The organism is Kribbella sp. NPDC104740 (assembly GCF_055583505.1).
This window is the reverse complement of sequence record NZ_JBVJNV010000002.1, coordinates 734,713-757,823: the sequence shown is the minus strand read 5'-3', so window position 1 is coordinate 757,823 and position 23,111 is coordinate 734,713. Positions and strand designations below refer to the sequence as shown.

Annotated in this window: 30 protein-coding genes; 16 read left to right on the top strand and 14 right to left on the bottom strand. The window is 70.6% G+C overall.

Going from position 1 to position 23,111, the window contains the following annotated elements; translation table 11 throughout:
- Positions 1-8: 8 nt before the first annotated feature.
- Positions 9-572, bottom strand: a complete 564-nt coding sequence (locus tag ACZ6Z4_RS13135) for a uracil-DNA glycosylase family protein (RefSeq protein WP_465562295.1) — start codon at positions 570-572, stop codon at positions 9-11.
- A gap of 157 nt (positions 573-729) precedes the next feature.
- Here ACZ6Z4_RS13135 and ACZ6Z4_RS13130 point away from each other — a divergent pair, with 157 nt between their 5' ends.
- Entirely contained in the window at positions 730-1,353 is a 624-nt protein-coding gene (locus ACZ6Z4_RS13130) for a TetR/AcrR family transcriptional regulator (protein WP_465562293.1), read from the top strand.
- A gap of 4 nt (positions 1,354-1,357) precedes the next feature.
- Here the strand turns inward: ACZ6Z4_RS13130 and ACZ6Z4_RS13125 are convergent, their stop codons facing one another.
- Together ACZ6Z4_RS13125 and ACZ6Z4_RS13120 are read right to left on the bottom strand one after the other, a co-directional pair.
- Positions 1,358-1,966 (bottom strand): TetR/AcrR family transcriptional regulator, encoded by a 609-nt coding sequence (locus tag ACZ6Z4_RS13125; RefSeq protein WP_465562291.1) that lies wholly within the window; start codon positions 1,964-1,966, stop codon positions 1,358-1,360.
- An 11-nt stretch (positions 1,967-1,977) separates the two neighbouring features.
- On the bottom strand, positions 1,978-2,739 hold the full coding sequence (locus ACZ6Z4_RS13120) for a GNAT family N-acetyltransferase (RefSeq protein WP_465562289.1): 762 nt from the start codon (positions 2,737-2,739) through the stop codon (positions 1,978-1,980).
- Between the two features lie 126 nt (positions 2,740-2,865).
- Between ACZ6Z4_RS13120 and ACZ6Z4_RS13115 the strand changes: the two genes are divergently transcribed.
- Together ACZ6Z4_RS13115 and ACZ6Z4_RS13110 are read left to right on the top strand one after the other, a co-directional pair.
- Positions 2,866-3,402, top strand: coding sequence for a GNAT family N-acetyltransferase (locus tag ACZ6Z4_RS13115; RefSeq protein ID WP_465562287.1), 537 nt, complete (start codon positions 2,866-2,868; stop codon positions 3,400-3,402).
- Positions 3,399-4,427 (top strand): hypothetical protein, encoded by a 1,029-nt coding sequence (locus ACZ6Z4_RS13110; protein WP_465562285.1) that lies wholly within the window; start codon positions 3,399-3,401, stop codon positions 4,425-4,427. Before ACZ6Z4_RS13115 ends, ACZ6Z4_RS13110 begins: the two co-directional genes overlap by 4 nt.
- Here ACZ6Z4_RS13110 and ACZ6Z4_RS13105 read toward each other — a convergent pair.
- Together ACZ6Z4_RS13105 and ACZ6Z4_RS13100 are read right to left on the bottom strand one after the other, a co-directional pair.
- The gene (locus ACZ6Z4_RS13105; protein ID WP_465562283.1) at positions 4,424-4,762 is read right to left on the bottom strand and encodes a GNAT family N-acetyltransferase; all 339 of its coding nucleotides are present in this window, start codon (positions 4,760-4,762) and stop codon (positions 4,424-4,426) included. The genes ACZ6Z4_RS13110 and ACZ6Z4_RS13105 overlap by 4 nt on opposite strands.
- A gap of 89 nt (positions 4,763-4,851) precedes the next feature.
- Positions 4,852-5,730 carry a carotenoid biosynthesis protein gene (locus ACZ6Z4_RS13100; protein WP_465562280.1) on the bottom strand — a complete coding sequence of 293 codons (879 nt, stop codon included), beginning with the start codon at positions 5,728-5,730 and terminating at the stop codon, positions 4,852-4,854.
- 156 nt (positions 5,731-5,886) lie between these two features.
- Here ACZ6Z4_RS13100 and ACZ6Z4_RS13095 point away from each other — a divergent pair, with 156 nt between their 5' ends.
- From ACZ6Z4_RS13095 to ACZ6Z4_RS13065, 7 genes are all read left to right on the top strand, one after another.
- Complete coding sequence (locus tag ACZ6Z4_RS13095) at positions 5,887-6,750, top strand: RNA polymerase sigma-70 factor (RefSeq protein ID WP_465562278.1); 864 nt, start codon at positions 5,887-5,889, stop codon at positions 6,748-6,750.
- A gap of 73 nt (positions 6,751-6,823) precedes the next feature.
- On the top strand, positions 6,824-7,384 hold the full coding sequence (locus tag ACZ6Z4_RS13090) for an NADPH-dependent FMN reductase (RefSeq protein ID WP_465562276.1): 561 nt from the start codon (positions 6,824-6,826) through the stop codon (positions 7,382-7,384).
- A gap of 64 nt (positions 7,385-7,448) precedes the next feature.
- The gene (locus ACZ6Z4_RS13085; RefSeq protein ID WP_465562274.1) at positions 7,449-8,513 is read left to right on the top strand and encodes a cupin domain-containing protein; all 1,065 of its coding nucleotides are present in this window, start codon (positions 7,449-7,451) and stop codon (positions 8,511-8,513) included.
- Complete coding sequence (locus ACZ6Z4_RS13080) at positions 8,510-9,325, top strand: fumarylacetoacetate hydrolase family protein (RefSeq protein ID WP_465562272.1); 816 nt, start codon at positions 8,510-8,512, stop codon at positions 9,323-9,325. Before ACZ6Z4_RS13085 ends, ACZ6Z4_RS13080 begins: the two co-directional genes overlap by 4 nt.
- Entirely contained in the window at positions 9,322-9,918 is a 597-nt protein-coding gene (locus tag ACZ6Z4_RS13075) for a maleylpyruvate isomerase N-terminal domain-containing protein (RefSeq protein ID WP_465562270.1), read from the top strand. The genes ACZ6Z4_RS13080 and ACZ6Z4_RS13075 overlap by 4 nt, the downstream gene beginning before the upstream one ends.
- A gap of 10 nt (positions 9,919-9,928) precedes the next feature.
- Positions 9,929-10,132, top strand: a complete 204-nt coding sequence (locus ACZ6Z4_RS13070) for an FAD-dependent oxidoreductase (protein ID WP_465562268.1) — start codon at positions 9,929-9,931, stop codon at positions 10,130-10,132.
- Positions 10,129-11,097 (top strand): FAD-dependent monooxygenase, encoded by a 969-nt coding sequence (locus ACZ6Z4_RS13065; protein ID WP_465562266.1) that lies wholly within the window; start codon positions 10,129-10,131, stop codon positions 11,095-11,097. The genes ACZ6Z4_RS13070 and ACZ6Z4_RS13065 overlap by 4 nt, the downstream gene beginning before the upstream one ends.
- Here ACZ6Z4_RS13065 and ACZ6Z4_RS13060 read toward each other — a convergent pair whose 3' ends face one another.
- From ACZ6Z4_RS13060 to ACZ6Z4_RS13025, 8 genes are all read right to left on the bottom strand, one after another.
- The gene (locus ACZ6Z4_RS13060) at positions 11,098-12,186 is read right to left on the bottom strand and encodes a hypothetical protein (RefSeq protein WP_465562264.1); all 1,089 of its coding nucleotides are present in this window, start codon (positions 12,184-12,186) and stop codon (positions 11,098-11,100) included.
- A 38-nt stretch (positions 12,187-12,224) separates the two neighbouring features.
- Entirely contained in the window at positions 12,225-13,154 is a 930-nt protein-coding gene (gene sigJ, locus ACZ6Z4_RS13055) for an RNA polymerase sigma factor SigJ (RefSeq protein ID WP_465562262.1), read from the bottom strand.
- 63 nt (positions 13,155-13,217) lie between these two features.
- A complete protein-coding gene (locus tag ACZ6Z4_RS13050) occupies positions 13,218-14,096 on the bottom strand; it encodes a sigma-70 family RNA polymerase sigma factor (protein WP_465562260.1) in 879 nt (292 codons plus the stop codon).
- A gap of 76 nt (positions 14,097-14,172) precedes the next feature.
- The gene (locus ACZ6Z4_RS13045) at positions 14,173-15,135 is read right to left on the bottom strand and encodes an NADPH:quinone reductase (protein ID WP_465562258.1); all 963 of its coding nucleotides are present in this window, start codon (positions 15,133-15,135) and stop codon (positions 14,173-14,175) included.
- A complete protein-coding gene (locus ACZ6Z4_RS13040) occupies positions 15,135-15,587 on the bottom strand; it encodes a pyridoxamine 5'-phosphate oxidase family protein (RefSeq protein ID WP_465562256.1) in 453 nt (150 codons plus the stop codon). Before ACZ6Z4_RS13040 ends, ACZ6Z4_RS13045 begins: the two co-directional genes overlap by 1 nt.
- The gene (locus tag ACZ6Z4_RS13035) at positions 15,571-16,971 is read right to left on the bottom strand and encodes an MFS transporter (RefSeq protein WP_465562254.1); all 1,401 of its coding nucleotides are present in this window, start codon (positions 16,969-16,971) and stop codon (positions 15,571-15,573) included. Before ACZ6Z4_RS13035 ends, ACZ6Z4_RS13040 begins: the two co-directional genes overlap by 17 nt.
- A 133-nt stretch (positions 16,972-17,104) precedes the next feature.
- Positions 17,105-17,866, bottom strand: coding sequence for an IclR family transcriptional regulator (locus tag ACZ6Z4_RS13030; RefSeq protein WP_465562252.1), 762 nt, complete (start codon positions 17,864-17,866; stop codon positions 17,105-17,107).
- A gap of 18 nt (positions 17,867-17,884) precedes the next feature.
- Positions 17,885-18,604: a sigma-70 family RNA polymerase sigma factor family protein gene (locus tag ACZ6Z4_RS13025; RefSeq protein WP_465562250.1), complete on the bottom strand. Its 720-nt coding sequence runs from the start codon at positions 18,602-18,604 to the stop codon at positions 17,885-17,887.
- A gap of 97 nt (positions 18,605-18,701) precedes the next feature.
- Between ACZ6Z4_RS13025 and ACZ6Z4_RS13020 the strand changes: the two genes are divergently transcribed.
- From ACZ6Z4_RS13020 to ACZ6Z4_RS12995, 6 genes are read left to right on the top strand one after another with little or no spacing between them, the layout of a single operon-like run.
- Positions 18,702-19,331, top strand: a complete 630-nt coding sequence (locus tag ACZ6Z4_RS13020; protein WP_465562248.1) for a DUF2461 family protein — start codon at positions 18,702-18,704, stop codon at positions 19,329-19,331.
- Between the two features lie 57 nt (positions 19,332-19,388).
- Entirely contained in the window at positions 19,389-19,760 is a 372-nt protein-coding gene (locus ACZ6Z4_RS13015) for a VOC family protein (protein WP_465562246.1), read from the top strand.
- Positions 19,761-19,781: 21 nt separating this feature from the next.
- Positions 19,782-20,129, top strand: coding sequence for an NAD-dependent epimerase/dehydratase family protein (locus ACZ6Z4_RS13010; protein ID WP_465562244.1), 348 nt, complete (start codon positions 19,782-19,784; stop codon positions 20,127-20,129).
- A gap of 51 nt (positions 20,130-20,180) precedes the next feature.
- Positions 20,181-20,828: a Rossmann-fold NAD(P)-binding domain-containing protein gene (locus ACZ6Z4_RS13005; protein ID WP_465562241.1), complete on the top strand. Its 648-nt coding sequence runs from the start codon at positions 20,181-20,183 to the stop codon at positions 20,826-20,828.
- Positions 20,825-21,463, top strand: coding sequence for a hypothetical protein (locus tag ACZ6Z4_RS13000; protein ID WP_465562239.1), 639 nt, complete (start codon positions 20,825-20,827; stop codon positions 21,461-21,463). The genes ACZ6Z4_RS13005 and ACZ6Z4_RS13000 overlap by 4 nt, the downstream gene beginning before the upstream one ends.
- 30 nt (positions 21,464-21,493) lie before the next feature.
- Positions 21,494-22,414 (top strand): helix-turn-helix transcriptional regulator, encoded by a 921-nt coding sequence (locus tag ACZ6Z4_RS12995; protein ID WP_465562236.1) that lies wholly within the window; start codon positions 21,494-21,496, stop codon positions 22,412-22,414.
- On the opposite strand, the gene ACZ6Z4_RS12990 is transcribed toward ACZ6Z4_RS12995, so the two are convergent.
- Positions 22,411-23,106 carry a GAF and ANTAR domain-containing protein gene (locus ACZ6Z4_RS12990; protein ID WP_465562232.1) on the bottom strand — a complete coding sequence of 232 codons (696 nt, stop codon included), beginning with the start codon at positions 23,104-23,106 and terminating at the stop codon, positions 22,411-22,413. The two genes, ACZ6Z4_RS12995 and ACZ6Z4_RS12990, sit on opposite strands and share 4 nt — an antisense overlap.
- Between the last annotated feature and the right edge of the window lie 5 nt (positions 23,107-23,111).

Sequence of the window (23,111 nt, the reverse complement as noted above, 5' to 3'; positions counted from 1 at the left end):
CCGGCGCGTCAGAGCGCGGCGGCGACCAGCGTTCGCAGCGCTGGAAGCACGTCGGTCTCGAACCACGGGTTCTTCGCCTGCCAGCGGAAGTTCAGCGGCGACGGGTGCACCAGCGGGATCCGCTCCGGCGCGTACTCCCGGTGGGCGCGCACGGTCTCGGTCAGGTTCTTCTTCGCCGTCGCCCCCAGGTAGTACTTCTGCGCGTAGCTCCCGATCAGGATCGTCAGCCGCAGCTCCGGCATCAGCTCCAGCAGCCGCGGGTGCCACAGCGGAGCGAAGTCGGGCCGCGGCGGCAGATCGCCGTGGGCGGCCTTGCCGGGGTAGTAGAAGTCCATCGGCAGCAGCGCGATCGTGTCCGGGTCGTAGAACTGCGCGTCGGTGACCCCCATCCACTGCCGCAGCTTCACCCCGCTGGCGTCGTTCCACGGGATCCGGCTCTCCTGCGCGAGCCGGCCCGGTGCCTGGCCGATGACGACGATCCGCGACCGCGGCGACGCGGTGTAGATCGGCTCGTACCCGCGCTCGAGGGCCCACGCGTTCGACGGGTGGGCGATGATCTCGTCATGCAGCACTGGGCCTCCGAGGGAATTGACGGACTACTCGATGACGACGCGGGTGGTGTCGAACGCGACGTACCCGGTGAAATCGTGCCCGACGGTCCCGATCGCTTGGGTTGGGGGTGGGCACCAGGCGGCGGAAATCGCGGCGCGGTCCCGATAAGCTCTTTGCGTGCCCGAGACAACGAACGATCTCGAACGCCGGCTGACCGCGCGGGGAGCGGCGACGCGTGCCCGGATCGTGGCCTCGGCCGACGAGCTGATGGCGCTGCGGGGTGCGACCGCGACCACCCTCGACGACGTGACCGCGGCCAGCGGGACGAGCAAGTCGCAGTTCTACCGGCACTTCCCCGACAAGAGCGCGCTGCTCCAGGCGGTGATCGCGCTGCGCGGGAGCCGGATCATCGAGCGCGAGGAGCAGGCGCTGGGGCGGATCGACTCGTTCAGCGGGCTCGACCGCTGGTGCCGGGCGATCCTGCAGCGGGTGACCGCGCGGCGCGGGGCGATGGGGTGCGAGCTGGGGTCGCTGTCGACCGAGCTGTCGGACCAGGACGAGGCGGCGCGGATCGATCTCGACGCACACCTGACGACGTGGATCTCGCTGCTCGCGGGTGTGCTGAAGCGGATGCAGGCCAACGGGACGCTCGCCGAGGACGCTGATCCGGGGACGCTCGCCACGGGGATGATGGCGGCGATCCAGGGCGGCTATGTGCTCGCCCAAGCTGCGCGCGACCCGGGCCCGATGCAGGTCGCGCTCGAGCTGGCGATGGACTCGGTCAGAGCCCACGCGAAGTAGTCTCCTAGGCTCGCGCCACCCCGCCCGGCGCTGTCGGCCGCTCGCTGAACGAGCCGATGCGGTCGAGGGCCATGTCCAGCGCGTCCGCCATCGGGCGTGAGCTCCGGGCGTTCTGCGCGAGCACATAGCCGCCTTGCAACGCCGCCAGCAGTCCCGTCCCGAGCTTGAGCGGATCGACCTCCGCCGCGAGGATCCCGAGATCCCGCAGCCGCACCAACGTGTCGACCAGCAGCTGCTGCCAGTCCCCGAACGCCTGCGCGAGCGCCGTACGGGATCGCTCGTCCTTGTCCGACAACTCGCTCGACATCGCCCCGAGCGCACACCCGTACGACCCGTCCTGCCGCGTGTTCGACTCGATCAGCGCATCCCGCCAGCGCCGCAGCCCGGCAAGCGTCCGCACCTCCCCGAGGCGCCCCTCCTCCCGCGCCAGCACGGCGCGCGACTGCACGTCGATCACCGCATGGATCAGCGCCGTCTTGTCCGGGAAGTGCTCGTCCAGCTGCGCCGCGCTCGCGCCGCTCGCGGTCCGTACGGCGTCGAGCGTCGTCGAGCCGACTCCGTTGACGTAGAACAGCGTCGCGGCGGCGTCGACGATCCGCGTCCGGGTGTCCACAGCGCCGGCGATCAGACCGGCCGCCGTACGGCGAACAGCTCGCCGTACCCGGGGTTCTTCTCGACGAACCGGTCCACGACCGCGCAGAAGTTCGACACGGTGACGGGCCGCTCGCGCAGGTCGTCGAGCGCGTGCCGGACCAGCACCCAGGAGAGTCCCTGCCCGCGGTAGGCCGGGTCGATGACCGTGTGGGTGATCGACAGACGCTCGCCGATCGCGTGGTAGACGAGGATCCCGGCGCGCTGCCCGTCGACGTGGAGCTCGTAGTACTCGGCGTCGGCGTGGTGGACGACGGTCACGCCGTGAACGCCTTCGGGGGCGGGCGCGTTCTGGAAGGTCAGGAGGTCGGCGAGTGGTGCTTCCCAGCCGTCCCCGAAGGCTTCTGCCGGGAGGCCGGCCCGCCAGGTGAGGGCTGCTCCGGCGGCGTTCCGGAAGTGCAGCGTGGCCTGCCAGATGCCTTCGGTGTCGTGCAGCCCGGCCGCCGTCCGCAGTCGCACGCGCACGGTTCGGGGGAGTGAGTTGAGCATCAGCGGCTGCGTCCGTAGCGGCAGCACGATGCGCCCGTCGTCCGCCCGTACGCCGTCCAGGTCGACAGCCGTGCTCCAGCTCGCCAGTACGACGTGGGGCTCGGCGCCGCCGAACGGCGCGGCGGTCACGCTGAAGTCGACCGGCTGGTCGAGGGCCGGCGTCTGCTCCGCGGCACCGGCTGTCGTCAGCTCTCCGCCGGTGAGGTGGAAACCCGTCCCGTCGGGCCGGGGAGCCTGCTCGGCCATTGCTGTCCTCTTTCGTCTCGCACTGTCCGTAATGGACTATATCGTCCATCAAGGGCGATACTGTAGCGCAGGATTCAAGATGAGAATCTGGACTAGATCGACCTCTTGGAAGGGTGGAACGTGCAGATGGCGGTGATCACCGGCAGCGAGCGGCTGGAGATCCGGGAGTGGACCGAGGCCGACGCGGAGGACGCGCTGGCGATCTTCGGCGCGCTCGAGGTGGCGCGCTGGCTGGCGCCCGCGATGGGTCAGGTGCCGAACAAGGCGACGATGCGGCTGGTGCTGCGGGCGTGGATCGAGGAGGGCAAGCGCCTCGTCACGCCGGCCGGGCGGTGGGCGGTGGTGGATCGGGCGAGCGGTGAGGTCGTCGGCGGGCTGGTGCTGAGCCTGCTGCCGCCGTACGAGGAGGACTTCGAGATCGGCTGGCATCTCAAGCCGGCGGCGTGGGGGCACGGGTATGCGACCGAGGCGAGCCGGGCGTTGATGCGGTGGGCGTTCGAGAACGGGTCGATCGACGAGATCTTCGCCGTCGCGCGGCCGCAGAACCTGCGCGCGTGTGCGACCGCGCGGCGGCTGGGGATGGAGTGGGTGGGGGAGACCGACAAGTACTACGGCCTGACGATGCAGGTGTACCGGATCCGTGGGTCGGAGCTCGGCGCGTGAGCGACTACCTGCGGGAGGTGTTCGACGCCTTCCGGTGCAGGGTGGACAGCCTGGATCAGGGGAGTGCGGGAGCGGTCGCTGCTGAGTTGGTGGTGCAGGACCCGGGGCATGAGCGGCCGGGGTTGGGGCTGCGGTTGCGGGAGCTGGTTGGTGAGGAGCTGGCGTACGTCGTACGGGCGGATGCTTCGGCCCGGGTCGGGGGTGCGCCGGTGGCGCGTGACGGCCTGCCGGATGCCGGGGAGGAGCTGAGGCATGCGGCGGCGCGGCTGGATCAGCTGACGAGTGTGAGCGCGTTCTCGTCGGGTGGGATCGACAGCGGCTGGCCGGCGGACGCGGCGGCAGCGCTGCAGGAGGCCTCGCGGGTGAGCGCGTCGCTGGCCCGCGTTGTTGCGTACGCGACCGAGCCGGTGCTCGCGAACCTCGAGGGCGGGGTGCTGGTCGGCCCCGGGCCCGGCGACCACCCCGGGCGAGGGGCGGCTGAGGCCGGCGCAGCTCTGCTCGGCGAGGCGGCCGTCCTGCTCGACGAGTTGTCCCAGCAGGTCGCGAAGCTCACCATCGCGTCCGGCGCCGGCCAGGCGGACGGGCCGACGCTGGACACCGAGGTCGTTCTCCAGTGGCGGATGCCGGGGATGGCCAACGAGAGCAGGTTCCACGTCCGGATCTTCCGGCCGACCGGCGCGACGCCGGTGGTGGTGATCGGCGAGCTGAGCGACAACCGCTCGCAGTCGATCACCAACTCCATCGGCGAGGTCGCGGCCGTGGTGGCCGAGTACGTGCTCGGTGGAGCGGCCTGTGACGCGTACGAGTGGGTGCAGATCGAAGGGCAGATCCAGCGCGTCCGCTTCGACGTACCGTACGGGCGGCCGCGCTGGCTGCCGCAGACCCACAGCGAGCTCGAGCAACTGACCGGCGGGCCGGTGCGCGGATGGCACGCGAGCGGCTACACCGTCGCGGCCCTGCAGGCGCGCGGGATCACCGTCCTGCGCCCGCACCAGCACAAGGTGGCCGAGCGCCGCCGGTCCTAGCTTCGCCGGGCGGCTTCGGCGGTGGCCCGATCCGGGTAACCAGGATGCTGCGGGTCGACCAGGTCGGCGTACTCGGTCGTCCGGGTGAGGAAGTCGGCCACGAACGGGCAGATCGCCGTGATCGTGCCCTCCCGCCCGCGCACCTCGTCGAGCACCCGCCGCACCATCGCGCCCGCGACGCCCTGGTGCTGGTGGCTCGGGTCGACCTCGGTGTGCTGCAGGGCGTACCGGTTCGGGTGCAGGTGCGTGTAGTAGAGCCAGCCGACCAGGACGCCGTCGCGGTGCAGCTCGAAGCGGCCTTGGTCGAGGTTGTCGATCAGGTTCTCGGTGGTCATCGGACCTCCCCTTCGGGATTGCGTGCAGCGAGCACGGTGAACAGTGTCGCAAGCAACGCCAGTGATGAGCGTCGAGCCGGCGCCTGTTCTTACCTGTGCACCTCTGCGGCCCGGTGTGAGCGTTGCTGCGCGACGCGGAGCAGCGCGAGGATCGTCAGGAAGCCCATGCCGTAGATCATCGTGATCACCGACGTCTCGTAAATGTCGGCGGTGCGCCAGGTCTGGCCGAGTTGGTCGGTGACGGTTTTGTGCTCGGCGACGAGGTAGACGTTGACGAAACGCCAGGCCAGTACGCCGTACCCGAGGACCGCGGCGACCAGGTACCCCTTGCTCGGCGAAGGGGCCGACAGGGTCTGCGGGCTGCGGCGGCGGAGGTAGAAGGCGAAGACCTGGAAGAACAGGTAGACGCACAGGGACCAGCCGAGGAAGTTCACCAGCGGTACGCCGAAGTAGCCGCCGCTGTGGTGCCAGATCCAGTTCTCGTTGATGGTGGACTGGGTGGGGTCGATGGCGAGGTCCCAGAGGACCATCGCGAACGAGGCGACGACCGGAGTACCGATCGTGGTGAGCCAGCTGGAACCGCGTCGTACGTCGCCGAGCAGGATCGTGCCGATCGTCCAGGCCAGGTAGCCGGTCGCGGCGTAGACCGGGCCGATGATGATCGGGACCAGGAACAGTTTCGGGCCGAGGCCGTCGGTGTAGTGGTACCAGCCGAACGGGAAGCCGGTCTTGATGCTGAGGTTCTCGAGCAGGTTGCTGATCACGATCGACGCCACGAAGAAGGTGACGATGCCCCGTCGGCCGTAGCGGGGGATCGCGTGCACCGCGACGAACACCAGCTGGATGACGGTGGACAGCGCGTAGTAGACGGTGGCCGGCATCAGCTCGGCCAGGCCGACGACGAGCAGGAACGCGGTGGTGACGACCCACAGCAGCTTGGTCGCTGCGGGACCTTGGACAGCGGTCATGAAAACCCTCGCTCTGGGCAGATGGTTCGGACACAGAAAGGACTGCCGAGCGGGGGCCGTTCGTGACGCAGTGTGAGATCCTTCGCAGCTGTCACGAACGGGGACGGCTGCGTGGTCTAGGTACGACAGGACAGCGACCAGACCGCGAGAGGCAGCATGAGCGAGGTAGACGTCAGGTTCGACCAGGTCCGGCCACGCCTGTTCGGTATCGCCTACCGGATGCTGGGCAGCGTCGCGGACGCCGAGGACGTCGTGCAGGACGCCTGGCTGCGGTTCAACCGCACCGATCCGGACAGCATCCGCAACGCGCCGGGTTTCCTGGCCAAGACGACGATCCGGCTGGCGATCACCGCCGCGACCTCGGCACGCGCCCGGCGTGAGGTGTACGTCGGCCCGTGGCTTCCCGAACCACTCAGTACGGCGGCCGACCCGCTGCTCGGCGCCGAGCGCTCCGAGGCGGTCGACCTGGCCGTCCTGATGCTGCTCGAGCGGCTCGGACCGCGCGAGCGGGCGGCGTACATCCTGCGGGAGGCGTTCGACTACCCGTTCCGCCTGATCGCCGAGGTGCTGGAGACGTCGGAGCCGAACGCGCGGCAGCTGAACAAGCGCGCCCGGGCGCACCTGGAGAAGCAGCGGCACCTGCCGGTCGACGCGGCCGAGCACCGCCGGCTGCTCGACGCGTTCCTGGCCGCCGCCCGGACCGGTGACCTGGCGCAGCTGGAGAAGATGCTGGCCGCGAGTGCCGTCTCGTACTCCGACGGTGGCGGGATCGTCACGGCGGCCCGGGTGCCGATCCACGGCCGGACCGACATCGCCCGGTTCATCTCGGGGATCGTCGAGAAGTTCAGCCCCGGGACCACCGACGCGGTGGTCGAGGTCAACGGCCGGCCCGCGCTGCTGATTTCGCAGCACGGCGTACCGGTGCTGCTCGCGGCCATCGACGCGACCGCGATCGGTATCGAGCGGCTGATGCTGGTCTCGAACCCGGAGAAGCTGACGGGCGTCGCCGAGCTGGTGTGAGTCGGCGCACAGCAGTCACGAACGGTCGTCCCCGCGCAGTCTTCAGTGGACAACCCATCGACAGGAGACTGCTGTGATCAGGATCGCGATCATCATCGGAAGCACCCGCCCGGGCCGTGTCGGCGGACAGGTCGGCGAGTGGGTGCACCAGCTCGCGAGCAAGCGCGGCGACGCCGGCTACGAGCTGATCGACCTGCGCGAGCAGGCGCTGCCGCAGCTCGACGAGCCGTTGCCTGCGGCATCGGGTCAGTACACCCGCCCGCACACGCAGGCCTGGGCCGAGCTGATCAGCGGGTACGACGGCTTCGTGATCGTCACGCCCGAGTACAACCATTCGCTGCCCGCCTCGCTCAAGAACGCGCTCGACTTCCTGTACGCCGAGTGGCACGACAAGGCGCTCGGCATCGTCTCGTACGGCCTGGACGGCGGCACGCGGGCGGCCGAGACCCTGCGCCTGGTCGCCGGTGCGCTGAAGCTCGCGGACGTGCGCAACCACCTGGCGCTGTCCACGCTGACCGACTTCCAGGACTACGCCGACTTCCAGCCGGCCGAGCACCGCGCGGACCAGCTCACCGGCGTGCTCGACGAGGTCGCCGAGTGGAGCCGCGCACTGGCCGTGCTGCGTTCGGCCTGACGCTCGCGTTCTTCAGTACAGAACTCTCGGGACCGCACAACAGAACGGTCCTACTGTCATCGGTATGACAGACCAACCGGAACCCAGCCCCGAGCTCCACGATCTCTACCGCGGCTTCGAGAAGGAGCTGCTGGTTCCGTTGTGGACCGAGATCGGCGACCTGATGCCGACCAGTCCGCGACCGCAGGCGCAGGCGCACCTGTGGCGCTGGGCCAGGCTGCTCGACCTGGCCCAGCGGTCCGGCGAGCTGGTCCCGGTCGGCCGCGGCGGAGAGCGGCGCGCGATCGCGCTGGCCAACCCCGGGCTCGGCGGTGCGCCGTACGTGACGCCGACGTTGTGGGCCGCCATCCAGTACCTGAACCCGCGCGAGGACGCGCCGGTGCACCGGCACACCCAGCACGCGTTCCGTTTCGTCGTCGAGGGTGACGGCGTCTGGACCGTGGTGGACGGCGACCCGGTCGCGATGCGCCGCGGCGACTTCCTGCTCACCCCGGGCTGGCACTTCCACGGCCACCACAACCAGTCCGACGCCCCGATGGCGTGGATCGACGGGCTCGACATCCCGTTCGCGCACTACACCGGCTCGACGTTCTTCGAGTTCGGCCCGGACGCGGTCGACGACCGCTCGACCCCGGAGCGGTCGCGCGCCGAGCGGCTGTGGGCGCACCCCGGCCTCCGTCCGCTCTCGTACGCCGGTCCGCAGAGCAGCTCGCCGATCGCGGCGTACCGGTGGGAGCACACCGACGCCGCGCTGCGCGAGCAGCTCGAGCTCGAAGCCGACGGGCATCCCGGGGTGGTCGAGCCCGGGCACGCGGCGGTCCGGTTCACCAACCCGACCACTGGTGGCGACGTGATGCCGACGATCCGCGCCGAGATGCACCGCCTGCGAGCCGGCGCCCGTACGGCGACCCGTCGCGAGGTCGGGTCAGCGGTGTGGCAGGTGTTCGAGGGCAGCGGGACGGTCGAGGTCGGCGAGCGGAACTGGCGGGTCGGGCGCGGTGACCTGGTCGCGGTGCCGTCGTGGCAGCCGCTGACGATCACGGCCGAGACCGGGCTCGATCTGTTCCGGTTCGCCGACAGCCCGATCTTCGAGCGTTTGCACGCGGATCGGGTCGAGGTGTCCTCGTGAAGCTGACCACTGTGCGTACGCCGGCCGGGACGCGCGCGGCGCGCGTCGACGGCGGGATCGCGGTCGAGATCGACGCTCCCGATGTCGGTGCGCTGCTGGCCGATCCCGGCTGGCGGGAGCGGGCGATGGTTGCCGATGGCCCGCGTCATGAGCTGACCGATCTCGCGCCGGTGGTGCCACGGCCGGGGAAGATCTTCTGCGTCGGGCTGAACTACCGGACGCACATCCTGGAGATGGGTCGGGAGCTGCCGGAGCACCCGACGCTGTTCGCGAAGTTCGCGGAGGCGCTGGTCGGGCCGGCTGACGAGATCGTGCTCGATCCGGCGTCGGAGGCGGTGGACTGGGAGGCGGAGCTGGCGGTCGTGGTCGGTGCGCCGCTGCGGCGGGGGAGTCTGGCGGAGGCCGAGGCGGCGATCGCGGGGTTCGCGGTGCTGAACGATGTCACGATGCGGGACTGGCAGTACCGGACCGTGGAGTGGTTGCAGGGAAAGACGTTCGAGGCCAGTACGCCGATCGGGCCGTACCTGGTCACGCCGGACGAGTTGCCCGGCGGTGCTCGTCCTGCGCTGGACCTGCGATGCACCGTCGACGGGGAGTTGGTGCAGTCGGCGAACACCGCTGACCTGGTGTTCGACCCGGTGGCGCTGGTGGCGTACGTGTCGACGATCCTGACGCTGCGGCCGGGGGATGTGATCGCGACGGGGACGCCTGGGGGAGTCGGGCACGCGCAGGGGCGCTACTTGAAGGACGGCTCGGTGCTGGAGACCGAGATCGAGGGTCTGGGCGCTCAGCGGAACACGGCCGTCTCATGAAGAGCTGGATGACCACCGGTACAGAGCTGCTGTTGGGTGATCTCAAAGCGTTGACCGACGCAGACCTCGACCTGCCCTGTGCGTTGCCGGGGTGGACTCGGCGTCAGCTGCTCGCTCACGTGGCCTCCAACGCGGAGGCGATCGGGCGGCTGCTGACCTGGGCGCGGACGGGCGTGCCGACGCCCATGTACGCGTCGGCCGCTGCACGTGCCGAGGCGATTGAGACCGGTGCGGCGCGGTCCGACTTGCGGCAGTGGGTTGCGTCGACGGCGGCTGAGTTGGAAGTGGCGGTTGATGCGCTTCCCAAGGCTGCGTGGGAGGCACAGGTTGTCACCGCGCAGGGCCGCGTTGTCCCCGCGTCCGAAACCCTCTGGATGCGCGCCCGCGAGACCTGTGTCCATGCCGTTGACCTCGACGCGGGAACCACCTTTGCCGACCTGCCCGAGGAGTTCCTCACCGCGCTGGTCGACGACATCACCACCTGGCGGGCGCTCGCCGCCGTCCCGGCCCACCTCGACCTCCCGGCAACGGCCGCCTGGCTCGCCGGGCGTCACCACGCGGACGACCTCCCCACCCTGCCGAGCTGGCTGTAAGGAGCCCACGATGACCCAACTGCAGCAGCACCCGGACGTGGTCGTGGTCGGCGGTGGGATCGGCGGCCTCGGAACAGCCCTCGCGCTCGCTCGCGCGAACTACTCCGTCCGCGTCCTCGAACGCGCCCCCAGTTCGGCGAGGTCGGCGCCGGCCTCCAGCTCGCCCCCAACGCCACCCGCGTACTCCGCGACTGGGACCTTCTCGACGAAGTGATCGCCCACGGCGCCCTCCCGCAACGCCTGATCCTCCGCGACGCCCTCGACGCCCGCCAACTGACGCAGCTCGACCTCCTCGACGCCGCGGCCCGCTACGGCGCGCCGTACGTCGTCATCCACCGCAGCGACCTGCACGCGATCCTCGTCCGAGCCTGTCGTGCCGCCGGCGTCGACCTCGTCACCGACGCACCGGTCGTTGACGTCGACGAGAAGACAGCCACCGCGATCGGCGAGCACCGCCGCGACACCGGACGAATCGTCGTAGCGGCCGACGGCCTCAACTCCCGGCTGCGCCGCAAGCTCAGCGCCGACGAGCCCGTCAGTTCGGCGTACGTCGCCTACCGCGGCGCCGTCCCACTCACCGAGCTCACCGACACCGAGACGCTCGCCCTCGACGACGTCACCGTGTACGTCGGCCCGGGCTGCCACCTCGTCCAGTACCCGCTGCGCGGCGGCGAGATGCTCAACCAGGTCGCAGTCTTCCAGTCGCCCAAAGCACTCAACGGCGAGGACGACTGGGGAACCCCCGACGAGCTCGACACCGCCTTCGCCGCCACCTGCGACCCCGTCCGCGCCGCCCTGCCGAACCTCTGGCGCGACCGCTGGTGGCGGATGTACGACCGCGAGCCGATCACCAACTGGGTCACCGGCCGCCTCGCGCTGACCGGCGACGCCGCCCACCCGATGCTCCAGTACCTCGCGCAAGGCGCCTGCCAGGCGATCGAGGACGCGGCCTGCCTGACCGAGCAGCTCCAGAAGCATGCCAGCGGCAACGACTGGGACGCGGCCCTGCGCGAGTACGCCGAGATCCGGGCGGTCCGCACCGCGCGGGTGCAGCGGACCGCCCGGCAGTGGGGCGAGCTGTGGCACGGCGACGGTCTGCTCCGCGCCACCCGCAACGCCCTGCTCCTCGACCGCGCGACCGACGACTACCGCCACATCGACTGGTTGTACGGGCGCTGACTACCCGTCGGTGCGCGCGTGGCCGAAGTACATCAGCTCCCAGATCGCCTCGTCGCTGAACGACTCGACGAGCTCCGTGCCGGACCAGCGCTCGACGGTGATGTCACCGGTGAAGCGCAGGTACGCGCCGTCGAAGCCGACCAGCTTGGCCGCGAGTTTGCGCCAGCCCTCCATCTGCTCGACGAAGGTGTTCGCGACCAGGTCGCGCCGGCGCGTGCAGATGACGACGTACCGGTCGTCGCCGTCGTCGTAGCTGTACCGCGTGACGTTCGCGACCGGCTTGCCGGTGGTGGCGTCGGTGTAGACGTCGGACGCCTCGAAGGTGACGAACTTCGCGTCGTCGGCGATGATCTCGCCGTCGCGGGCCAGCATGAAGATCGGGACCGGGTCGAAGCCGTACTTCTTGTGCGCGGTGATGTACGACGCGATCACGGAGTACGGGCCGGCCTGCCCGCGGGCCCAGTACCAGTCGTTGATGATCGACGTCATCCCGATGTTGCCCCAGTTGTGGTCGTGGTAGCCGACGCCGCTGGTCTCGGTGCGGACGCCGTCCACCTCGTAGGTGCACCGGACAGCGCCCTGCGGGACCGCCGGCAACCAGGACAGCTCCTCGTTGCGTTCCGCACCGAACACGATGTAGCCGGTGTGCGGCCGCCACGGCCGGATCTGCGCGTCCAGCGTGACCTGGACCTTGACGTCGTCGATCTCCGCGTCGATCTCGTAGCGGGTCAGGTCACCGGTGAAGCGGTTGCCGGCGATCCGTACGTCGGCGTGCTCGGTCGCGGCCGAGTAGGACTCGGCCGCGAAGGTCCGGATGAAGCTGCGGCTGCGGCCGTCGGGCAGGTCGAGGTTCAGCCGGATCATCGGGGTCAGTGGCTTGTTCGGCGCCGACAGGTCCTTGGTCATGAAGATGACGACCAGCTTCGCACCGTTGTCGAGGTGGGCGTCGAAGTACCACCACTCGTACGTCCCGCTCCGGCCGTCGGTGCGGGCGCCGTCCTCCCAGGCGGCGATCTCGTCCCGGCTGATCCCGATCCGCCGGTAGTCCAGGTCGCTGTCCGCGATGCTCGCGGTGTGGGTCGTCGTCACGGTCTGCCTCTCCGATCGCGGCGCGCTCAGCCGCGCCGTCAACAGGCAAGACCGGGTGCCGGGGCGGTTTGTGAGGTCCGGTTCCAGAGCGTGAGTTTGCCCGGGTTCATCATCATCCGGACGCCGGTCACCAGGCCGGCGGCGACGTCCACGGTGACCACTCCGACGACGCGGTCCTTGTTCCAGAAGGCGAATCCGAGTCCGTCCGGCATCTGCCGCAGCTGGACGGCCGCGTCGGAATACTTGCGCAGGGCACCGAAAAGGAGTCTGGCCACCTTGTCGGTCCCGACGACCGGGTGCCGGGCCGCGGTGACGACACCGCCGCCGTCGGAGTGCAGCACCACGCGCCGGTCGAGCACGCTGATCAGGCCGGCCAGGTCACCGGCCTGCGCCGCCGCGGCGAACGCTCTGACCACCTCGTCGTGCTCGGCGCGCGACGCGTGTCTGGTCCGGTCTCGGTGCACCCGGCGCCGCGCCGATGTCGCGAGCTGACGGCACGCGGCCGGTGAGCGCCCGACGATCTCGGCGATCTCGTCGAACGGAACCGCGAAGACGTCGTGCAGCACGAACGCGACGCGTTCGGCCGGCGTCATCGACTCGAGCACGACCAGCAGCGCCGTACTGACCGATTCGTCGAGGGTCACCTGTTCGAGTGGCGTGTCCGAGGACAGCGTCGGCGCGGAGAACGAGTACGCCGGGACCGGCTCCGGAAGCCACGGACCGACGTACTGCTCACGCCGGTGCCGCGCGGAGGCGAGCACGTTGAGACAGATCCGGCTCGCCGCGCGGGTCAGCCAGGCCTGGGGGTTCTCGATCGCGTCCCGCTCGTCCTGGCTCAGCCGGTACCAGCGGATGTAGGTCTCCTGGACCGCGTCCTCGGCCTCGCTGACGGTGCCGAGCATCCGGAACGCCAGCGAGACCAGGTGCCGTCGCTCGTCGAGCACCTCGGCGTCCTGCGTGGGTGTCATCGCGTCCTCCTTCCCCCTTCAGACTGCGCGGGGAACGGATCCGTGACACCGGTGTGCCGGGCTTCACACAGCGGCGGCCAGGGTGGCGAGCTTGGCCGGGTTCATCAGCATGCAGACCCGGTCGATGCCGTCGGCGGAGGCGTCCACCCAGCAGGCGGCGATCGGTTCGCTGCCCTTCGACACCAGTACGACGTACTGGCCGTTCGCCTCGACGAGCCGGACGTCCGCGCCCTGGCCGTAGATCGCGACCGTCCGGACGATGTACGTCGCCACGCGCTCGCGCCCGGTGACCGGCTTCTGCGCCGCCGTCACCACACCGCCACCGTCGGAGTACGCGATCGCCTTCTCCGCCAGCATCGTCTGCAGCTGTTCGACGTCGCCGCGCTGTGCCGCGGCGAGGAACGCCTGGAGCAGCCGGTCGCGCTCACCCGGCGCGACGCGAACGCCGCGCTCGCGGGCGACGTGCCCACGGGCGCGGCGGCCCAGCTGGCGGGCGTACTCCTCGGTGATGTCGAGGAACTCCGCGATCTGCCGGTACGGGTAGTCGAACGCTTCCTTCAGCACGTACACCGCGCGCTGCGGCGGCGTCAGGCGCTCGAGCAGCAGGAGCAGGGCCAGCTCCAGCGCCTCACCGCGCTCGATCGTGTGCTCGGTGTCCTCCCCGCTGGGGATCGGCTCGGGCAGCCACGGGCCGACGTACAGCTCACGGCGCGCACGCGCCGACGTCGCGGCGGTCAGCGCGAGCCGGCTCGCGGTGGTGACGAGGAACGCCTCGGGGTTGTTGACGACCGTACGATCGGTGCGCTGCCAGCGGATCCAGGTGTCCTGGACGACGTCCTCCGCGTCGGCGATGCTGCCGAGCAGCCGGTAGGCGATGCCGAACAGGCGGGACCGTGCGGCTTCGAACACCGTCACCGCATCGGTGAGTTCCGCGCCGGTCACTTCGACTCCTCGGACGTTGTTGCCTTCCGCCCTCATCGTGGCGCCGGACGCCGGGGATGTCCAACACCGAGGGCGGTCAGGGCGTCAGCAGAATCCGGCCGCGAACGCCCGCCGCCATCTGCCGGTGGGCGTCGGCGGCCGCGGTCAGCGGCAGGATCGCGTGGATCCGCGAGACCAGCCGTTTGGCAGCCAGCGACCGGTTGATCACCCGCGCGGCATCGGCCAGGTCCGCCACCGACGCGTTGCTGATCGCGAAACCCCGGATGCTCGCGTCGCGGGTGTAGAGCGCGCCCATCGGGACCGTCGGCCGCGCGGCCATCCCGGCGAGCGCGATGATGCGACCACCCTGAGCGAGCAGCGGTACGGCGAGGTCCAGGTCGTGCCGGCCGGCGTTGTCCCACCACAGGTCGTAGCCGCCGGGCGCGGCTGCTGCGAGCTGGGACGGCAGCTCCGGATCGTGGTAGTCGAAGACCTGCTCGGCGCCGCAGGAACGGCACCACTCGAAGTCGTCGCGAGCACAGGTCGCCACCACCCGTACGCCGCCGGCCGCGGCGAGTTGCACCGCGGCGCTGCCGACCCCGCCGCCCGCCCCGGCGACGAGGATCGTCTCGCCGGGGCGGACGGCGCCGGTGCGGTGGAGCCCGAGGTACGCCGTACCGGCCGTGTGCAGCGCGGGCACCGCCTCGACCGCCGACACGCCGTCGGGCAGCGGGTACAGCCGCTCGCGCGGGACGACGGCGTACTCGGCGAACGAGCCCTGGCGGCCGTCGTACCCGAGGCTGTTGCACCAGACCCGGTCGCCGGGCGCGAACTCGCCGACGCCGGACTCGACGACCGTGCCGACGAGGTCGCGGCCGATCACGAACGGGAACGGCGTACTGGTCCGGTAGGCGCCGGAGCGGACGAAGGTGTCGACGTGGTTGACCGCGACGACCTCGGTCCTGACCAGGACGTCGGTCGGGCCGGGGACCGGCCGCGGGAGCCGGCCCACCTGGATCGTGTCGGGGGAACCGTGCTCGGTGATGTACGCCGCGAGCATCACTGGGCGTACCGCTTCGTCCAGGCCGCGGTCAGCTCGGCCTCCTCGGCGCCGCCGAAGGTGTAGGCGGGGGAGAGGATCGGCAGCGCGCGCTCGACCTGGATCAGCACGGCCTGGTGGGCGGGGTAGCCGGGGCCGTTCACCTCCAGCAGCCACGCGTTCAGCCACTCGTACGCCGGGTGACCGGGCGGCACGATCGTCGCGGTGCCCTTGAAGCGGTAGCCGCGGCGGCGGAAGACGTCGATCGCGTTGACCTCGATCGCGGGGTTGGCCTCGAGGTTGCTGAGGGTGTTCGGCGACGCGATGTCCATGAAGACCAGGTGGTCGTCGTCGTAGACCCGGACCGAGCCCTTCGGCGACAGGTTCGGCGTACCGTCCGGGCAGACGGTGGCGACGAACGACAGCTTCGCGGCGTCGACGATCATCCGCATGTCGTCAGTGACGATTGGCATGGTGCTCTCCTTCGAGGGGCAGGGTGGTTGCCGAGGGCCCGGAGTACGGGAGGCCGACCAGTGAGCCGGACAGCAGCTCGGCGTCGTTGGCGGCGGCCGGTGCCGCGAGGTCGACGTCACGGGTCTCGGGGCCGACGTACGCGCCGACGGCGATCAGGACGCCGCCGAGGAACAGGAACACCAGCGGCGTCAGCTCGTACGGCATGAAGGTCGCCAGACCCTCCTGGTAGAAGGCGTAGAACGCGGGCACGATCACGGCCAGCGAGTAGCCGAGGCCGTACCCGCTGGAGCGGATGCCGGTGTGGAAACGCTCGATGATGTACGTCGTGACGACGGCGTACGTGGAGACCACGACGACGACCAGGGCGATCGCGGTGAGGGCGATCGGGACCGTGCCGGAAACCTTGCCTCGGGCAATCATCCAGAACAGCACCGGGGCGATCACGGTGGTCGCGGCGCCCTGGAGCAGGAAGTACGCGCGGCGGCCGATCAGCTGCGACAGCGATCCGGCGAGCAGGTACGTGATCACCAGGGTCGCGTACGCCAGCACGAGGATCAGGGTCACCGTGGTGTCGGGGAGCCGGCCGCGCAGCACGCCCGGCATCACCGCGCCGACCATGTTGAAGGCCAGCCAGACGCCCGACATCAGCGTGAAGATCTGCAGGAAGCCGCGCAGGTTCGCGCCGCGGAAGAGGTCGCGGATCGGGCTCTCGGTCGCCGGCTCCTTCGTCCAGGCGGGCGACTCCTCGACGTTGCGGCGGTACCAGACGGCCCAGCCGAGGGCGAGCAGACCGCCGATCACGAACGGGATCCGCCAGCCCCAGGTGACGTACGGCGAACCGAGGCCGCCGGCGGGCACGAGCTCGAGCAGGACCAGGGTGATCAGCGCGATGCAGCAGTACGCCGCGGGGAAGCCGGTCATGATGATCGCGCCGTACAGGCCGCGTTTGCGCGGTGGCGTGTGTTCCAGCGCGAGCGGCGCGGCCGCTGTGTACTGGCCGCCGAGGAAGATGCCGTCGGTGAAACGGAGCAGGATCAGGGCGACGATCGCGATCATGCCGGCCTGCTGGTAGCCGGGCAGCGCCGCGATCGTCAGCGTGGTCAGGCCGAACCCGACCAGCGACGTCATCGTCGTGCGTTTGCGGCCGCGCCGGTCGCTCATCCGCCCGAAGACCAGCGCGCCGAGCGGCCGGCCGAGCAGGGTGGCGGCGAAGACCACCGCGGTCAGGATGCGGCTCGCGGTCGGTGAGATGTCGTCCGGCGCGAAGTAGACCGCGGCCGGGGCCAGGACGACGATCGGCAGGTAGACGTCGAACATGTCGACGAACAGGCCGACCTGGGCGCCGATCAGCGGTTTCCTCGCTGCGGCTGCTGGTGTGCTCATGCTGTTCCTCCGTTGCGGCGGGGGCGCTCTCGGGCGCCTCCTGCGCGGCTGGGACCGGTGTCCTGAATGTAGGAGCCTGTTCTGCATTGCGGTATGGGATTCCGCTAGGAAGAACAACCGGCCTGCTGGAGGGCTAGTCGGTCAGGTCGCGCTCGATCAGCGCGCCGCAGGCCGACAGGGCACCGACCCACTTCGGCAGCTGGTCGCGGTCGAAGCGGGCGGTGGGCAGTGCAACCGAGATCGCCGCGCACTGCTGCCCTTGTTCGTCTCGGACGCCGACGCCGATCGCGGTGACGCCGACCTCGGTGAGCTGGTTGTTGATCGCGAAGCCGCGCTTGCGGATGAGGGTCAGCTCGCGCTGCAGGGAGGTCAGGTCGACGGGAGTCGCCGAACGCGCGTACAGGTCGACCAGTTCCTGCTTGGTGAGGCCGGCCAGCAGCACCTTGCCGCCGGACACCAGGTGAGCGGGCAGCGCCCGTCCGGCGCGGTCGCCGACTCGGAGGACCTGCTCGCCCTCCACGGTGAACAGGAACCTGGCCTCCGCGCCGACCAGGATCATCAGGTTGCTGGACTCGCCGATCCGGTCGGTGAGGTTCTGCAGGTGCGGTGCGGCGGCGGCTCTCAGCCGCGCGACCGGGGCGTGTGAGTTCTGGGAAGGCTGGAGGGCCGCGCCGGGGAAGTAGCGCCGGTCCTCGCCCTGCTCGGCGAAGCCGTGGTAGACGAGCATCGCGAGCAGCCGGTGCGCGGTCGACCGCGAGACGCCGAGGTGGTCGGCCGCGTCGGTGACCCGCAGTGGCTCCTCCTGCTGCAGCAGGTGCACGAGCCGCAGCGCGTGGTCGACCGAGTCGATCGAGTACGCCGGCTTGTCCTTGATGAAATCAGGCTTGTTCCTCATGACAGAAAAGGTATCCCGTCAGGTAGAACGCGGGCCAGGGTGCAGGGACTGCCAGTTGCGGAGTTTGTCCGGGTTCAGGACGATCCAGACCGTGGTCACCTCGGCCGCGGCGAGGTTCGCCGCCGTGACCTCGGCTGCCGCGAGGTTGAGGCTGACGACTCCGACGGCCCGACCTGCCCGGCGCAGTACCAGACCGGCGCGGTCGTTGACGCGCTCGACGTTGCAGAGCTGCCCGGCCAGCAGCGTGGCGATGTGCTCGGCGGCCTCGCGGGCGCCGCGGATCGGGCGGATCGCTGCGCGGAGCCGCCCGCCGCCGTCGATCACGACCTCGGCGTCGTCGGCGAGCAGGGCCGCGAGCTGGGTCGCGTCACCGCGCTCGCAGGCAGCGGCGAAACAGCGTACGAGGGCGGTGTGCTGATCGAGCATGAGGCGCCTCGGCTGATCGGTCTGCACCGGCGGCATGGCGGTGTCCGAGGTGACCGGTCGCTGCTGTGCGACGGTCGGGAGCAGCTCGCGGCAGATCTCCGCGGTGACTCTGGTCAGCCAGTCCCGGGGTGCGGCGATGGCGGCGCGGACGTCGTCGTCCACGGCGTACCAGCGCCGGTAGGTCTCCCGGATCACCTTCTCGGCCATCACCGGCGAGTCGAGGATCCGCATCCCGACCTCGAGCAGATGCCGCCGCTCGTCCAGCATCTCCGCGAGCGTCGCGGCCGCCCCACCGGTGATCGACTGAGTCACGCCTGCTGCCCTCACTTCTCTCGATGTCGCCCCCTACGACCGGGCAGCGCGGGCGATCGTGAGGTCTACTGTCGGTGGCCCTCGCTAGCCTGACCGGGTGAGCGACTTCCACGGCTGGCCGGCGGCGGCGTTCGACGTGCTGCTCCAGCTCGAAGGGGAGCCGTCGGCCGAGACCCGCCGCTCTTGCAGGCGCGACCGGGAGGAACTTGTTCGCGAGCCGATGATCGGGCTGCTGAATGTGGTGGCCGACGCCGATCCGGCGTACGAGGACTTCTCGGTGTGGGGCTACGGCGAGGTCCTGCTCCGGGCCTGGCAACGGCAGCACGCCATCGTCCGGATGGCCCGGAACGTCGAGCTCGGCGTCCGCTTCGACCTGGACGGCCTGACAGTCGCGCTCTCCTGGTGGTACGCCCCAGCGCCTCAGATCGACCGCTTCCGCAGCGCCGTCGCAGCCCCGGGCCCGGGCCGCCGGCTCGTCAGCATCCTGCGCTCGCTGGAAGGCGACGGGTTCGCCGTCACCGGCGACCAACTCAAGCGCCCGCTGCGGGGATATCCAGCAGACCACCCCCGAGCGAACCTCCTTCGCCACAAATCCCTCATCACCAGCCGCCCGCTGGGCTGCGAGCCGTGGCTCCACACCGCCGAGGCCGCCGATCACGTCCTCACCGCCTTCACCCGGCTCAGCCCGCTCACGCACTGGCTCCAGAAGAACGTCTCCCCGGGGTGAGTTTCCCGTGCGCTCCGGTGGGCACCGCTGGACGAGGAGCTGATCGGAGGAGGACTCGTGGTTCCGTTGAGTGGTGTGGTGCTGGACGCTCCTGATCCGCGGGCGCTGGCGGAGTTCTACCGGCGATTGCTCGGGTGGGAGGTCGTCGACAGCGGCGACGACTGGGTGTCGCTGCGCGGCCCCGAGGGCAGCAGCAAGATCTCGTTCCAGCGCGAGACCAAGCACAGCGCTCCTGCCTGGCCGAGCGAGCCGGGTCAGCAGCAGATGCAGCTCCACCTCGATTTCCAGGTCGATGATCTGCAAGCCGCCGAGCAGAAGGCGGTCGAGGCCGGCGCGACGGCGATGAGCTGGCAGCCGCAGCGCGACGGAGTCCGCGTGATGGCGGACCCGGTCGGGCACGTGTTCTGCCTGTTCCTGCCGGGGTACTAGCGAGCAAGGTCAGGAGAGCCGATGCACGTCGCGGTCACCGGTGCGACTGGGAATGTCGGCAGCGCGCTGCTGCGGCGCCTGCGCGGTGGTGCGCACGACGTGGTCGGGCTCGCTCGCCGGGTGCCGGAGCACGGTGTCGACGGGGTGCGATGGGTTTCGGTCGATCTGTCGAAGCCTGACTCTCGCGAGAGGCTGTCCCAGGTGTTCGCCGGGGCGGACGCGGTGGTTCATCTGGCGTGGGCGTTCCAGCCGTCGCACAAGGTCGGGTACCTCGAATCCGTCGGGGTCGGCGGGACGCAGCGCGTCCTCCAGGCCTGCGCCGTGGCGGACGTTCCGCACGTTGTTCACGTGTCGTCGGTCGCGGCCTAATCGCCGAAGCGCGACGACCGGGCGGTCGACGAGACGTGGCCGGTCGACGGGGTGCCGTCGTCGTCGTACAGCCGGCACAAGGCCGCGGCCGAACGGTTCCTCGACGGGTACGACGGCCCGCCGGTGGCGCGGGTGCGGCCGGGGATCGTCGGGCAGCGGTCGGCGGGCAGCGCGCTGCTGCGGTACGGCGTACCGGTGCTGCTGCCGGCCAAGGCGATCGCTGCGCTGCCCGTCCTGCCGATGCCGGCCGGGCTGACGATCCCGATGGTGCATGCCGACGATCTCGCCGACGGGATCGTGCGCGCGCTGGACCGGCGCGCCGAGGGCGCGTTCAACCTGGCCGCGCCGACACCGATCACCGCCGCGATGATCGCCGAGGTGCTGGGCGCTCGGTGGGTCGACACACCGCCCGGGCTGGCCCGCGGCGCGCTCGCACTGAGCTGGCAGGCGCGGCTTCAGCCGCTCGCGCCGGGCTGGCTCGATCTCGCGTGCGCGGCGCCGGCGTTGGACAGCTCGCGCGCTGCGGACGAGCTCGGGTGGTCGCCGAAGGCCGACGCGGTGAGTGTGCTGCGGGAGCTGGTCGACGGGATGAGTCACGCGGCGGTCGGCGACGGCGCCGTACTACGTGAGCGCTCGGTGCGGCGCGAGGCCGCTGAGCTGTTGCGGCACGGCCCGATCAGCCATCGGTTGCGGTCGTGATCCCGGCGGTCTTCGCCGCGATGGCCCGGGTGCGGCGGGCACCTGCTGTGCACCCGCGACGCATTGGATTCGACGGTCGGCTCGTCGTGGCGGTGGCCAACCCGTTGCTGCCGACCGGAGTCTTTCCGGCAGACGTGCAGCTGTCGAAGGGGGCTGGTACGCCGGGTGGTCGGGCGGATGTCCTGGGAATCGCGCTCCGGATCCGGCCGACGGGGGCGGTGTGGGACTTCCTGTTCTCCAGTACCGGGACGGGGAAGTTCACGCGCTGGCTGCCGGTGCCCGCGCCGGACTGGGCGGTGGCGCGGTACGGGACGCTGGCGCCGTACGAGGTCGACGGTGACCGCCGCTGGTTGATGCTGACGCCTCAGGGACCGCGCGTCGGGCATGCGTCGGTGGATGCCTTGCGCAACCGATCGCCGGGGAGGTTCAGTGTTTCGCTGGCTGATCGGGGGACGGAGTGGAGGTCGATCGGGGAGCTGGAGCTGCTGGAGCCGGCGAGTGGGTTGCTGACCTTCGATCCGATCCTGAACCATCCGGAGCATGCGCGGCCCGCGCCGGGGTGGTTGCGGTGGGTGCGCGAGCTCGCGTACCGGGGGAGCCGGCGGGGACGGGCCGGGGAATCGCGGTTCGGGTGACGGCGCGGGTGGGCGTCGTACGCTGTCGGGATGGCGGTTGCCGAGTTTCACAGTGATCAGGTCGACGCGACCGAGGACTTCCTGGTCAAGGCGTACACGAAGATGCAGATCGGGAGCAGCTCGACGCGGTTCCACGCGCGGGTGGCGCGCGGGATGGTCGGCGGGATCAGCCTGGACCGGCTCGAGATCGGGTTCGACATGCGGTACGACGCGGACCCGCTCGGCAAGGTGTGCCTGTGCACCGTGCAGACCGGGCGGATCACCGACCAGACCACCGACGGGTGGGTCGACGACTTCGGGCCCGGCGACGTGGTGTCCTTCGCGCCGTACGACCGGCCCTACAGCGGGACGATCCGCAACTCGCACTACACGATCACGATGTTCGACCCGGGGCTGCTGTCGAAGGTCGCCGGTCGCGACCGGCCGGTCCGGATCCTCGGGCACCGCGCGGTCGACGCCGCGGCGGCGGCGCGGCTGAGCGGCACGATCGACTTCCTGCGCGACCAGGTGGCGACCGCGTCCGGCCAGCCGCTGGTCGACTCGACGGCGTCGATGTTGCTTGCGGCAACCGTCCTGTCGGCCTTCGGGACGACCGCCGGCGACGAGCAGCCCGGCGACCGGCGCGACAGCCACCCGCAGACCGTACGCCGGGCGGTCGCGTTCATCGAGTCGCACCCGGACGACGCGATCGGCCCGGCGGACATCGCCGCCGCGGCGCATGTGTCGGTGCGGGCGATCCAGCTGGCGTTCCGCCGGCACCTGGGGACTACGCCGATGGGGTACTTGCGGACGGTTCGGCTGGCGGAGGCGCACAAGGAGCTGTGCGCGGGTGGTGAGGGGAAGTCGGTGTCGGGGGTCGCGGCGCGGTGGGGGTTCTACCATCCCGGGCGGTTCGCGGCGGAGTACCAGGCGGCGTACGGCGTACCACCCAGCGCGACGCTGCGGAGCTAGCCGCCGCGGATCCGCGTCGGTGCTTGTGGGAGCCGCCGGGTGCGCATCAACTCGTCGGCGACGTCGTGGAGTTTCCGGTTGGAGTCCTGCGAGTACCGGTTGAGGACGGCGAACGCCTGGTCGGCGTCGACGGCGTACCGCTCCATCAGCACCCCGATCGCCTGACCGATCCGCCCCCGCGTGGTCGCCGCCGCGGTCAGCGTGTCAGCGATCCGCGCAACATCGAGCGCGACGGACAAGTGCACCGCCAACGGTTCCAGCACCTCGAGCAACTCAGCGTCGACCGCCCCAGCGCGCGCATCCGCAACGCTCAACACACCGAGATTCGACCCACCACGACCAGCAAGCCGAACACTGACCCAACTCCGCCACCCCACCTGCCCAGCGCGAGCCGCCCACACCGGCCAGTCCGTCGCGCGCGCGAGATCCTGGCAGACCACCGGCGCAGAACTGAGCAGCGCATCATGCGCCGGCCCCTCGCCGTACTGAACCTGCAGCGTGTCGGCAGCAGTAGCCCGCGGATCAGCAGCCGCCAGCGGCGTCAGCCGGCGCCGCCGTACGACCATCAAACTGACCGCATCCCGCCCCACGATCCGGGGCACAGCCTGCACCGCAGCCGTCGCCACCCGCTCCTGCCCACTCAGCTCGTGCAGCAGCCCCACCAGACGAGCGATCGGCGGAACCGAAGACACCACAG

Bases quoted from the DNA above. Each gene is read 5' to 3' on its own strand.
- ACZ6Z4_RS13095 (WP_465562278.1), top strand. From the start codon at position 5,887: ATGAGCGAGGTAGACGTCAGGTTCGACCAGGTCCGGCCACGCCTGTTC.
- ACZ6Z4_RS13075 (WP_465562270.1), top strand. From the start codon at position 9,322: ATGAAGAGCTGGATGACCACCGGTACAGAGCTGCTGTTGGGTGATCTC.
- sigJ (WP_465562262.1), bottom strand. From the start codon at position 13,154: ATGACACCCACGCAGGACGCCGAGGTGCTCGACGAGCGACGGCACCTG.
- ACZ6Z4_RS13010 (WP_465562244.1), top strand. From the start codon at position 19,782: ATGCACGTCGCGGTCACCGGTGCGACTGGGAATGTCGGCAGCGCGCTG.
- ACZ6Z4_RS13070 (WP_465562268.1), top strand. From the start codon at position 9,929: ATGACCCAACTGCAGCAGCACCCGGACGTGGTCGTGGTCGGCGGTGGG.
- ACZ6Z4_RS13100 (WP_465562280.1), bottom strand. From the start codon at position 5,730: ATGACCGCTGTCCAAGGTCCCGCAGCGACCAAGCTGCTGTGGGTCGTC.
- ACZ6Z4_RS13045 (WP_465562258.1), bottom strand. From the start codon at position 15,135: ATGCTCGCGGCGTACATCACCGAGCACGGTTCCCCCGACACGATCCAG.
- ACZ6Z4_RS13035 (WP_465562254.1), bottom strand. From the start codon at position 16,971: ATGAGCACACCAGCAGCCGCAGCGAGGAAACCGCTGATCGGCGCCCAG.
- ACZ6Z4_RS13105 (WP_465562283.1), bottom strand. From the start codon at position 4,762: ATGACCACCGAGAACCTGATCGACAACCTCGACCAAGGCCGCTTCGAG.
- ACZ6Z4_RS13085 (WP_465562274.1), top strand. From the start codon at position 7,449: ATGACAGACCAACCGGAACCCAGCCCCGAGCTCCACGATCTCTACCGC.
- ACZ6Z4_RS13115 (WP_465562287.1), top strand. From the start codon at position 2,866: ATGGCGGTGATCACCGGCAGCGAGCGGCTGGAGATCCGGGAGTGGACC.
- ACZ6Z4_RS12995 (WP_465562236.1), top strand. From the start codon at position 21,494: ATGGCGGTTGCCGAGTTTCACAGTGATCAGGTCGACGCGACCGAGGAC.
- ACZ6Z4_RS13040 (WP_465562256.1), bottom strand. From the start codon at position 15,587: ATGCCAATCGTCACTGACGACATGCGGATGATCGTCGACGCCGCGAAG.
- ACZ6Z4_RS13030 (WP_465562252.1), bottom strand. From the start codon at position 17,866: ATGAGGAACAAGCCTGATTTCATCAAGGACAAGCCGGCGTACTCGATC.
- ACZ6Z4_RS13120 (WP_465562289.1), bottom strand. From the start codon at position 2,739: ATGGCCGAGCAGGCTCCCCGGCCCGACGGGACGGGTTTCCACCTCACC.